Raw genomic sequence first — 12,254 nt, forward strand, 5'->3', positions numbered from 1 at the left:
CAATACATTGCAGATGTTAGCAGTTGGGAATATCTCCCTCTGAATGATTGCTGACAATCATTTCAGTTCTGCTGAGTCAATCCATTAGTATGATCTATAGGTAGTTGGATAGATGAAGGCACGACATTTAAAGCCGTCTTTAATAGACGAGGCTAATGCATCCAGACGCACTCTGAACGATAGAGGGCATTATCATGAGCTATAAATATCAAAAAGCGACGATTGCCGAAATTGTAAAAGTGTATCGTTCCATCCCTGAGTTTTCTCATTTCAAAAGCTTAGCCGACTTGAAGAAACGGCTAGCGGGCAAACCTCATTTGATCCTCGCCGCCTATGACTGCGGCGAAGTGGTTGGGTTTAAAATTGGCTACGGTAAAAACAACAGGGAATTCTATAGTTGGCTGGGAGCAGTGAACCCGACGCATCGAGGTAAAGGCGTTGCACATGGCTTACTCAATGCTCAGGAACAATGGGCGAAAACTCAAGGTTTTCAGATTATCAGTGTTGCATCCACTAATCGCTTCCCGTCCATGATGCGCATGTTGTTACGACAACACTACAAGATCGTGAATTTTGAGCAACGTTCTAATCCAGATAACAACAAAATCCACTTTTCTAAATCACTGATTTAAAGCCTGGATTGCTAATGGCGTAGAAAAAAGAACAGGCATGATCACTTGAGAAATCGACTGCATGCTGAATTGATTTCAGCACCTATGAAAGAAACCATGAGAGATGCGGATATTCATCAGCATGACGATAATACTCGGTATACCGAAAAGAGTGAGCACTTGTTAAAACTGCTTACGATCCGCGTCGGTAGCAGCCTCATTACATTCACCGCGAATTTCAAACAAGCCTCGCTCTATATAGCTGCCTAATTGGATATAACCCTCTCGACAATAGCCATTTTGAGTTAATCTCAATTCTAAGGCTTCAATGATCAGATCCTGCAATCTTTCACGATGCGCTATTCCTTGCCGCCCCGGAGCTTGTCTTTCCATCAAACCCGGATGGCTATAATGCCCCACACCTTTACCGCCCTCTGGAGACGTGAATACAAAGAGCTTTGTGCCATCCGCTTTAATACTGGTAATAAATACCCCGTGTACTTTGCTGGTTCGAGAATTTGAACCACAGGCTGCCATTGCTAATATCAGTATTAACAGCAACAACGTATGTCGAACAGGAAGAAAAATAGGGCGCATAAAAAAATGGACGAGCTCAAAGATGCCTTAATACAACAACTTTTTGCAGCATCTTTCAACCCTGTGGCACAATTGACACTTCATTTATTAAGAGGAAACGACATTGTCTGATTTGCCAAACTGTCCTAAATGCCAATCTGAGTACACCTATCAGGATGGAAATCTGTTTATTTGCCCAGAGTGTGGTCATGAATGGTCTGCGGACGGTTCCGGTGCAGATGACGACGCACCTGTGATCAAAGACTCCGTAGGCAATGTGTTACAAGACGGCGACACAGTTACCGTTATTAAAGACTTAAAAGTGAAAGGTTCTTCATCTGTAGTGAAAGTAGGCACAAAAGTGAAGAACATCCGTTTAGTCGGCGGCGACCACGACATTGATTGCAAAATCGATGGCATTGGAGCCATGAAACTAAAATCGGAATTCGTTAAGAAAGCTTAAGTCTATTCCCCGAATGAAACCACTCACTCAAGAACAAGCAACCCGTTATAGCAGACACATCATGTTGCCGACGATGGATTGGGAAGGTCAGGAAAAGTTACTCGCTTCCCGGGTTCTTTTAATCGGAGTGGGTGGATTGGGATGTGCTGTTGCACAATATCTTGTCGCCGCCGGAATCGGTCATCTGATTCTGGTGGATGACGACAAGGTAGAACTATCCAATCTACAACGTCAGGTTCTACATACTGAGCATAATGTGGGTGAGTTCAAGGTTCACTCGGCTCAGGCAAGGTTACAAGCCATGAATAGCGATTGTGACATTCAAACCTTCACGCATCGTCTTAATAAAGCTGAATTGATAAAGCTGGCAGGGGAAGTTGACCTGTTTGTTGATTGTAGCGATAACCTCGCCAGCCGAAATTTACTGAATGAGGTGAGTGTCGACTCACAAACCCCTTTAATTACAGGCGCAGCCATTCGCATGGAAGGCCAGGTTTGCTGTTTTATTCCAGATTCAACACCACCGTCCCCCTGTTATGCCTGCTATAGCCGGCTGTTTGGAGAGCAAGAGCTTTCCTGTATGGAGGCCGGAGTGTTAGCGCCCTTAGTCGGTATCATCGGTGCCATGCAGGCATTGGAAGCCGTAAAGCTTTTATCTGGCGTAGCGAATGTTCAAGCAGGAAAACTGATGCATTTTGATGCCGCGACAAGCCAATGGCGTGAAATGTACATCCAACATTATGATCAGTGCCCAATTTGTGCTGGTTGATTCCTGCCTTTCCGCTTAACCATTCAAAACTAGAATTAATACCAAAAATTTAATCAATTTTTATGATTAAAAATTCCCCCTTATTTTACTTATACCTTCACTTATTTCCCCATTATTCAGGATTAACTGGGTCGTTGAAGGTTATAGCTCTCAACTCATAAATTAAACGTTTAAGACACCTCAAATAAAGAGATCTCAAACAGGACGAGCCTTGCGCGCATTTCCTGACCAATTGGTCAAATAGTAAACAATTCAAATTGAATTTTCCTCACAATTTTATTCGTCTAAAAAATGCCATAAGAGAATTGAAATAATTCAGTCAAGGTAAAATAATTATACTCAATGAGCCATAGGTATATTTCTAAGCATGTTTAACGAAATACCGTCAAATATCGCTTAAATGTAGAAAAAACTCATTAAAAAGCATTAAAAAAACAAATATTAAAATTATTAAAAAACCATATGCCAAATAAAAACAACATATTGGCATGAAATAACAAGTGTAAAATTGAAGGTAGAAAAAATGAAAACTAAAATCGGTATGATAGCCGCGGCCGTCTGTGCTGCATCACAAACCTTTGCAATCTCATCGGCGTTCGCAAATGATCTCTTTATTTCAGAGTATGTTGAAGGCAGTTCCTACAACAAAGCACTGGAATTTTATAATCCCGCGGATACTGCTGTAGATTTATCCTCCGCAGGTTATCAACTTGCCAGATATTCCAACGGAACGACAACTCCAGCCTATATCTCACTCTCAGGTACAGTGCCCGCCAAAGGCACTTTTGTGATAGCACACACCAGTGCCGCAACAGCAATCCAGAATGTTGCCAACCAGCTGTCAGGTTCTATTAGCCATAACGGTGACGATGCTTACGTATTATTCAAAAACGGTTCGCCAGTTGATTCTTTTGGACAAGTAGGGGTTGACCCCGGTTCAGCCTGGGGTAGTGGCACTAGTTCAACAGTCAATAACACATTGCGCCGCTCGACTTCCACAACCTCTGGCGATCCGATTTATAACGATGCATTTAACCCTGCGTCAGAATGGCAAGGTGCAGGCAATGACGCATTTGATGATTTAGGTTCATTCGTTGGTTCCGGTGGAGGTAGCGGCGGTGGTTCAGGTGGAACGGGTGGCGGATCAACCGTTTGTAATGACCCATACACCCCAATTCACGAGGTTCAGGGTTCAGGAGCAGCAACACCATTAACGGGCGAATTGGCTGTTGAAGGTATCGTCACTCACGACGTTCAGACAGATCTTGGCGGCTTCTATGTGCAAAGTGCCATTGGCGAAGAAGATGCCGATGCCAGTACATCAGAAGGTGTGTTTGTCTACACGGGAACCAGTCCTCAGTCCGTTAATATTGGCGATAGAGTACGTGTTGTTGCGACACCAGCCGAAAGCTTTGGTTTAACACAATTAGGAGCCGTTAGCTCTGTCACCGTTTGCGCATCAAACCAGACTTTACCAGCCGCAACGCCTGTCTCATTACCTTTTGCAGCCGCAGATAGCGCAGAAGCCTATGAAGGCATGCTGGTCAGCTTCTCTGGATTAACCGTTAACGAAGTCTATAACCTGGGACGCTACGGTGAGGTGACATTGTCTAATGGTCGTCGCATGATACCAACTCAAGTTGCCGCTCCAGGCGCAGCCGCTAACGCAGTTGCAGCACAAAATGCCTTGAACAAGATTATTCTGGATGATGCTTCCACGATCCAGAATCCAGCAGTGATCCCGTTCCCGGCACCAGAATTGACGGCAAGCAACACGCTACGTGTAGGCGATACTGTTTCAATGGCGGAAGGTGTTATGCACTACGCCTATAGTGAATATCGCGTGTTTCCGGTCAGTGGCTTGCAATTCTTTGAGTCTAACCCTCGTACAATTGCACCAAGCCTGACCGCACAAGGTAATTTGAACATTGCCAGCTTTAACGTACTGAACTTCTTCAATACATTAAACATGCGCGGCGCAAATACCACTGAAGAATTTAATCGCCAAAAAGACAAGATCGTTGCAGCCTTGTCGACACTCAATGCAGATATCATTGGTTTAATGGAAATTGAGAACGATGGCTACAACAACAATAGCTCAATTAAAGAACTGGTAGACGCGTTGGATCAAGCCGACCCTGGGTATAACTGGGCTTACATCAACCCTGGTGTCAGCGCAATTGGTACAGACCAGATTGCAGTTGGCTTGATTTATCGCAGCTCTGTCGTTACCCCAACAGGTGGTGCCCAAATATTGGATAGCGGTAACTCGCCAAAAGATGGCAATGGGAATCCACTGTTCCTCGACACTAAAAACCGTCCAACTCTGGCGCAAAAATTCACGCTGAATGCCAATGGGCAGAGTGTTGTAGTTGCTGTTAATCACCTTAAATCAAAAGGTTCAGCCTGTGATGATGTGGGCGACCCGGATGTAGGTGATTTACAAGGTAACTGTAACGTGACCCGTACCAATGCGGCACAAGCTGTAGGAACCTGGCTCAATGCCCAGTACCCTTCCGATGCAGTGCTGGTGATTGGCGACATGAATGCATATGCCAAAGAAGATCCTATTATGGCCTTGGCTGGCAATGGTTATACGGAATTGTTTGAACATTTCAATAAAACCGATGCTTACAGCTATGTATTTAATGGCGAATCAGGCCAGTTAGATCACGCACTGGGCAACACCGCTCTGGTTGGAAAAGTAGTTGATATCACAGAGTGGCATATTAATACCGACGAACCGAAGGTATTGGACTATAACACTGAGTTTAAAACCGCTTCTCAAGTGAATAGCCTGTATGCACCCGATGCGTATCGTTCATCAGACCACGATCCAGTCGTCATTTCTCTGGATTTGTAAGGGTCATTGCTTGATTCATCCCTGTTTGATTTGCCCGGCAAACGCCGGGCTTTTTTGTTCTTGTATATATTGTTGTCACTATATGGCCTGGTATATGGAGAAAAGCCTGTTAACGATCCGTGTTTTTGGAATTCAAATATTGTATTTCAAGGATCTTTTTCTATTCACCACAACAGATAAGAACGTCTCAATTTGTACAAATAACAACCACAAGATAACACCATGATTACACATAGTTACAGTTGACAATAATCTGCAACAATTTGACAACGGTTAAATATTAACCCGATTTGAGTAATAAAACTCTTCGCGGATTCTTACTCATAACAATAAGTAAGATTACCGGAACCATATAAGCATTTGTTTTTAAAGCTTTAATAACGACATATTATGATTTTTTTTCAAACCTTCCTGCGTTAATCAATGTGTGCAGAATATGGACAGCGCTTAGATGAAAAAATAATAAATCAGCGCTCTATAAGAAAAAAACAAATGGTCGTTCATGTTAGGCAACGTTTGGAAGAAACAATGAAAAAACAAATCAGTGTAATCGCGGCGGCAGTTCTTGCGGCTACACAAGCTCAAGCAGTAACTGCAAATTTTGGCTGGGAAGATGGCAGTACCGTGCTCGGGCAATATGGCGCGGATCACATCCAACACAGCAACTCAATGCAACAAGCGTACACGGGTAGCTATTCTCTTTTAGTAGAAGATGTAGACCCTATCGATAATGGTACGCCACAAAGTTTTGTCGCCTGGGTTAATGGCCTGACCGACGGTGACACTGTTACCGTAAGCATGTGGGTTCACGACGACGCAGCGGATCGCCCTGCCGGTCGCATCTGGGGTCACTACACTAACGACGCTAGCAACATTGATTCTTACGCCGGTTCAGCTGGCGGCAACAGCACATATACCGACGGCTCAGGTTGGCAGCAAATCAGCTACACCTGGACTTTCGATTCCAGCAGCAACACTCGCGACGGCTTGGTTGTTGAATTCCGTGTTTACGACAGCGCGGATTTTACTACTGGTTCTTTATATGTTGATGATATTGAAATCACCAGCAGCGCAGGTTCTATCACTCTCCCTTCCGGTGAAGTCATCACTGGTGATACAGGTAGTGGTGACAACGGCGACAATGGAAGCGGCGATACTGGAGCTGGCGAACTGTACTTCTCTGAATATGTAGAAGGCAGCTCAAATAACAAAGCGCTGGAAATCTATAACCCTACAGGCGCAGACATTGATTTGGCAGCAAGCGGCTACTCGTTAGCACGTTTCTCTAATGGAGGCACAACGCCTGCCGATCTTGGATTAACAGGCACTATCGCAGCCAATGACGTATTTGTTTTAGCACATTCCAGTGCCGATGCAGCCATTCTTGCTGTAGCAGACCAAATTACCGGTTCACTCAGCCACAACGGTGACGACGCTTACGTTCTTTATAAAGATGGCGTAGCCATTGATTCATTTGGTCAGGTTGGTGTTGATCCAGGTTCCGCATGGGGCATAGGCGACTCTTCTACTGCCAACAACACATTACGCCGTTTAGCGAGCGTGACTGCTGGCGACACCATTGTTGATGACGCATTTGACCCTGCGGTTGAATGGCAAGGCTTTGGCAATGATGATTTCAGTGATTTAGGTAGCTACGGCGGTTCTACTGGTGGTGATACAGGTGGCGACACTGGTACAACGCTAACCTGCGGTACTGAATACACAGCTATTCACACCATTCAAGGTGCTGGCGCAGCCACTACTTTAACAGGTGAGCATGAAGTTGAAGCGGTTGTCACTGCCGACATGCAAGCCGGTATCAGTGGTTTCTACCTGCAAACAGCGGTTGGTGAAGACGATGGCAATGCAGCCACTTCCGAGGGTATTTTCGTTTACACTGGCAGCGCAGCTCAAACGATTACAGTAGGTGATCGCGTACGTGTTAAAGCGTCTGTTGGTGAATACAACGATATGACCCAATTGAGCAATGTAACCGCATTGACCGTGTGTGCGTCAGGCCAGGCATTGCCAGCTCCTGTTGAATTAAGCCTGCCATTTGCGGCTGCCGATAGTGCAGAACCAATGGAAGGTATGATTGTTAACTTCAATGGTTTAACAGTAAACGATACTTATAATCTGGGTCGTTATGGTCAGGTAACCCTGTCTAACGGTCGTCGTATGAACCCAACCCAAGTAGCAGCGCCAGGCGAAGCAGCATTAGCCGTTTCAGCTCAGAACGCTTTAAACTCTCTTGTTTTGGACGACGGTTCTAACGCTCAAAACCCAACGCCAATTCCTTTCCCGAATGGTGGTTTAACCGCAAGCAATACTTTGCGTGTTGGTGACACTGTTACCTTGTCTGCAGGTGTACTGCACTATTCTTACGGTGAATTCCGCGTTTACCCAATTGATCAAGCTCAGTTCACAGCATCTAACCCTCGTACTATCGCACCTGAGTTAGAAGCAGAAGGCAACTTGAACATTGCCAGCTTCAACGTACTGAACTACTTCAATACCATGAACGTTCGTGGTGCAAACACAGAAGAAGAATTTGCACGTCAGCGTGCCAAGATCCTCGCGGCAATTTCTGCTCTTGATGCTGACATTATCGGCTTGCTGGAAATTGAAAACGACGGCTACGGTGCAGACAGCTCAATTGCAGATTTGGTTGCTGGCTTGAACGAAGTAAATCCTGGCTACGAGTGGCAATACGTAAACCCTGGCGTTGCTCAGGTCGGTACTGACGCGATTGCTTCTGGCATAATCTACCGCAGCTCTGTTGTGGCTCCGGTTGGCGATGCACAGATTCTGGATAGCTCAAACTCTATCGTGGGTGAAGATGGTGAACCATTGTTCCTTGACTATGGTAACCGTCCTGCGTTGTCTCAAGCTTTCATGTTGTTGGAAAACAAGCAAACCCTTGCCGTTGCTATCAACCACTTGAAATCAAAAGGCACTTCCTCTACTTGTGCGGCAGCAGGTGATGCCGACAAAGGTGACGGCCAAGGCCATTGTAACCTGCGTCGTACCAATGCAGCTCAAGCAACAGGTGTATGGCTGAACGAATTGTTCCCTGAAATGCCTGTGATTGCACTGGGTGACTTAAACTCTTATGCGAAAGAAGATCCATTAACAGCATTTGCTGACAACGGTTTCGTTAATCTGTTCGAACATTTGAACATCGAAAACGCTTACAGCTATGTTTACTCTGGTGAATCTGGTCAGTTGGATCACGCTTTGGCTAACGCTTTCATGTTAGACAAGGTAGTAGATGTGACTGAGTGGCACATCAACACTGATGAACCTCGCATATTAGACTACAACACCGAATACAAAACTGACGAGCAGTTGGTCAGCCTGTATGCAGCAGACGCCTACCGTTCGTCGGATCACGACCCGGTTATCGTGTCTATCAATCTTGAAAAACCTTTCGATCCGAATCTGACCGACATCGAAATCGCGCCAGTAAGCGGCTTGTCGCACCATGACAAGAAGCACTTCACTGCGCGTGCCAACCATTGGTTGAGAGATGTTGCGAAGTGGCAAAGAGAAATCGCGAAGTTGGAAGCAGAAATTGCCGCTTTGGATCCGGAGAAAAAGGCTGAGAAGATCGCTCGCAAACAGGCTTCTATAATACAAAAACAAGCGAAGTCGGCGATCTATCAAAGTTTGGCAGACGCGACCCTATTCGCCGTTGACGGTACAGACACGCAAGTTATCACGGTTGTTCGTCAACTAGCACTGTCTGAACGCAATGAAGAAAAGCTATTACGTAAGCAATATCGCTTTGACAGAAAGAGCAGCACTGAAAAAGCTGCCAAGCTGGAAGCGAAAGCGGCTGCACTGATGGCAAAAGGCAAAACCCGAGCGGCAGAGAAGCTGCTTGCTCAGGCGGAATCCTTTAGAGCTAAAGCTGCTGTGTACAGCATCTTGGCTAACGTAATCTCTGCGTCTCTTGAAGTAGAGTAGTTCCCCGAAAGAAGCCCGGTTTTTACCGGGCTTTTTATTATCTAAAAAGCTTTGGAAATGGGCAGTGAATTAACTTTCCAGAGTCATTCAGGCACGGACTAGCACAACTCTCATATCGGTAGTGAGAGGTATCAAGTGATTTAGAAACAGGCGCCTGATCCAGGGTTCGCGCAGTAAGCGAGTCACTTCAACAGGCATCCTGATTAGAAAAACAAATATAAACATCAAACTTCGGCGATGCGGCAACAGCCGAAGATAAACATAGGTGCCACCTAATGACAGAGAACAAGTTAAACATCAAGCAAATGGTTTGCGCTATTGCGGCTACGTTTGTAGTCTCAACCAGCGTTCAAGCCGCCATACCGGCGGGATACTACAATTCCGTTAACATGTCATCGAGTACAGCAATGCATCAATCTCTACATGAGATTATTGATGACCATACTCGCTTCCCTTACACAGCCAGTACCACAGATACCTGGGATATCCTGGAACAGGCAGATACCGATCCGGACAACACAAACAACGTTATCGATATCTATAAAAACGCCTCTTACCCGAAACAGGGCGGCGGCAATACCATGTACAACCGTGAACACTCCTGGCCAAAATCCTATGGTTTCCCGGTAGATGGTAGCGACAACTACCCTTACACAGATACTCATCATCTGTTTATTGCTGACAGCGGCTACAACAGCAGCCGTAGCAACAAACCCTACGATTTCTGTAGCTCAGCCTGTACTGAAAAGTTCACCGACTTTAACAATAACCGTGGCGGAAGCTCCAGTGACTCAAACTGGACTGAAGGTTCATTCACCGCGGGTACATGGGAAACCTGGCGTGGTCGCCGTGGTGACGTTGCCCGTGCCTTGATGTATATGGCTGTGCGTTATGAAGGCGGTACACATAGCATTACTGGCATTGCTGAACCCGATTTACGCTTAACCGATGATAGAGCGTTAATAGAACAGTCCAATACAGGTTCTAACCAAACCGTCGCTTACATGGGTCTTAAATCGGTATTGTTGCAATGGCACATTGAAGATCCGGTCGATGATTTCGAACGTCGCCGTAATGACGCCGTTTATTCCCATCAAGGCAACCGTAACCCCTTTATCGATCATCCGGAATACGTAGCGTGTGTGTTCCAAAACACCTGTTCCGGCGGCGGAACTGGCGATACTACGCCACCAGCAGCACCCACTAACTTATCTGCCACTGGCGGCGCAGGCTTCGTAGAACTGGCCTGGACTGCGAATAGTGAAGCGGATTTGAGCGGCTACAATGTTTATCGTCGTTCAACACCTAACGGTGTATTCACTAAAGTGAACACGACGACCGTGACGACCTCAGCTTACACCGACAATAGCGTAGCAGCAGGAAGTACCTACTATTACGTTGTTTCAGCCGTTGATACATCATTCAATGAATCCAGCTACAGCACTCAAGCGACAGCAACAACCGATGGCAGCACCGGCGGTGGTGGCGGTGGCGGTAGCAACCCGGGCACAGCATGGATCAATGAATTCCACTACGACAATGACGGTACAGACACTGGTGAATTTGTAGAAATTGCCGGTGGCGCAGGTACTGACCTGACAGGCTGGAAAATCGTTGGCTATAACGGAAACGGCGGCTCATCCTATAAAACCGTGACTTTATCTGGAGTGATAGCGGATCAAGCCAATGGTTATGGTACTTTGCAGTTCGCTTTTACCAGCATGCAAAATGGTTCTCCTGACGGTCTAGCCTTGGTTGATGCCTCTGGCGCCGTGGTGCAGTTAATTAGTTACGAAGGTGTATTTACTGCTGTTGGTGGTGAAGCCAATGGCATGACGTCTGAAGATATCGGCGTAGCAGAAACCACAACAACACCAGTAGGTTATTCATTGCAATTGGCTGGCACTGGAAGCAGTTACAGCGATTTCGTATGGCAAGCGGCAGCAGCAAACACGGCTGGCCTACCGAATAATGGTCAATCATTTGCAGGTGGCGGCACCGTTGATACCACTCCTCCAGAAGTACCCATGAATCTGGTTGCTACGGGTGGTGATCAGGAAGTGGTATTGAGTTGGTCAGGCAACACAGAATCAGATTTTGCGGGATACAACCTGTATCGTCGTGATAATGGCGCTGCGACTTATACCAAACTGAATACCGCTCTGTTGACAGCAACAAGCTATACCGATGCAGGTTTGACCGATTCAACCACCTACCACTATGCCATTTCAGCGGTAGACACTAACGACAACGAATCAGCAATGAGCGCAGATGCTTCAGCGACAACCAATACTCCGGTTGTAGGTGGCAACGTTTGGATCAACGAGTTCCATTATGACAACCAAGGCGGCGATACCAATGAGTTCGTTGAAGTGGCAGGCACTGCGGGTGTTGATTTAACAGGCTGGAAATTGTTGGGCTACAACGGTTCAGACGGCAGTGTTTATAAAACGGTTTCTTTGTCTGGAAGCATCGTTAATCAAAGCAATGGCTTTGGCACCGCCAGTTTTGCCTTCACCGGAATGCAAAATGGCGCACCTGACGGCATCGCTCTGGTCAACGCAGCAGGCGAAGTGGTTCAGTTCCTGAGCTACGAAGGTACGCTAACTGCAACCAGTGGTGCAGCAACAGGCATGACATCCGAGAATGTCGGCGTTAGCGAAACCTCCAGCACAGCAGTGGGCAGTTCATTGCAATTGTCTGGCAGTGGTAGAACTTACGCAGACTTCATTTGGCAAAACCCGGCGTCTAACACCTCCGGTCAGCTGAATAACGGCCAGAGCTTTAATTAAGGTTATTGCTTGAGAGAAGAATCATATTGGTTCAGGTAACGAATACATTTTAGATAATAGATGCTCCTTGATCTTGTCTCTTTTGTTTAATACCTGAGCCTTAATGTGATGAGAGAGAAAAGCCCGACGATTGTGTGTCTCGTCGGGCTTTTTATATTGAGCTTTATTTAATTACTGAAATTGTAAATAAAATTAAATTTTATTTATTGTA

Annotated in this window: 7 protein-coding genes; 6 read left to right on the forward strand and 1 reads right to left on the reverse strand. The window is 46.0% G+C overall.

The window, feature by feature from the left end:
• The first annotated feature begins 194 nt into the window (after window positions 1-194).
• Window positions 195-632: a GNAT family N-acetyltransferase gene (locus KIH87_RS18310; protein WP_232359290.1), complete on the forward strand. Its 438-nt coding sequence runs from the start codon at window positions 195-197 to the stop codon at window positions 630-632.
• A gap of 162 nt (window positions 633-794) precedes the next feature.
• Here KIH87_RS18310 and KIH87_RS18315 read toward each other — a convergent pair whose 3' ends face one another.
• The gene (locus KIH87_RS18315) at window positions 795-1,208 is read right to left on the reverse strand and encodes a hypothetical protein (RefSeq protein ID WP_232359291.1); all 414 of its coding nucleotides are present in this window, start codon (window positions 1,206-1,208) and stop codon (window positions 795-797) included.
• 103 nt (window positions 1,209-1,311) lie between these two features.
• Between KIH87_RS18315 and KIH87_RS18320 the strand changes: the two genes are divergently transcribed.
• From KIH87_RS18320 to KIH87_RS18340, 5 genes are all read left to right on the forward strand, one after another.
• The gene (locus KIH87_RS18320; protein ID WP_232359292.1) at window positions 1,312-1,650 is read left to right on the forward strand and encodes a zinc ribbon domain-containing protein YjdM; all 339 of its coding nucleotides are present in this window, start codon (window positions 1,312-1,314) and stop codon (window positions 1,648-1,650) included.
• 13 nt (window positions 1,651-1,663) lie between these two features.
• On the forward strand, window positions 1,664-2,419 hold the full coding sequence (locus tag KIH87_RS18325) for a HesA/MoeB/ThiF family protein (RefSeq protein ID WP_232359293.1): 756 nt from the start codon (window positions 1,664-1,666) through the stop codon (window positions 2,417-2,419).
• Window positions 2,420-2,942: 523 nt separating this feature from the next.
• The gene (locus KIH87_RS18330; protein WP_232359294.1) at window positions 2,943-5,282 is read left to right on the forward strand and encodes an ExeM/NucH family extracellular endonuclease; all 2,340 of its coding nucleotides are present in this window, start codon (window positions 2,943-2,945) and stop codon (window positions 5,280-5,282) included.
• Window positions 5,283-5,810: 528 nt separating this feature from the next.
• Window positions 5,811-9,251: an ExeM/NucH family extracellular endonuclease gene (locus KIH87_RS18335; protein WP_232359295.1), complete on the forward strand. Its 3,441-nt coding sequence runs from the start codon at window positions 5,811-5,813 to the stop codon at window positions 9,249-9,251.
• 275 nt (window positions 9,252-9,526) lie between these two features.
• Window positions 9,527-12,043, forward strand: coding sequence for an endonuclease (locus KIH87_RS18340; RefSeq protein ID WP_232359296.1), 2,517 nt, complete (start codon window positions 9,527-9,529; stop codon window positions 12,041-12,043).
• The last annotated feature ends 211 nt before the right edge of the window (window positions 12,044-12,254 follow it).

Source organism: Paraneptunicella aestuarii (genome assembly GCF_019900845.1).
Lineage (GTDB): Bacteria > Pseudomonadota > Gammaproteobacteria > Enterobacterales > Alteromonadaceae > Paraneptunicella > Paraneptunicella aestuarii.

Coding starts and splice junctions, on each gene's coding strand:
- KIH87_RS18310 (WP_232359290.1), top strand. CDS start 195: ATGAGCTATAAATATCAAAAAGCGACGATTGCCGAAATTGTAAAAGTG.
- KIH87_RS18315 (WP_232359291.1), bottom strand. CDS start 1,208: ATGCGCCCTATTTTTCTTCCTGTTCGACATACGTTGTTGCTGTTAATA.
- KIH87_RS18325 (WP_232359293.1), top strand. CDS start 1,664: ATGAAACCACTCACTCAAGAACAAGCAACCCGTTATAGCAGACACATC.
- KIH87_RS18330 (WP_232359294.1), top strand. CDS start 2,943: ATGAAAACTAAAATCGGTATGATAGCCGCGGCCGTCTGTGCTGCATCA.
- KIH87_RS18335 (WP_232359295.1), top strand. CDS start 5,811: ATGAAAAAACAAATCAGTGTAATCGCGGCGGCAGTTCTTGCGGCTACA.
- KIH87_RS18340 (WP_232359296.1), top strand. CDS start 9,527: ATGACAGAGAACAAGTTAAACATCAAGCAAATGGTTTGCGCTATTGCG.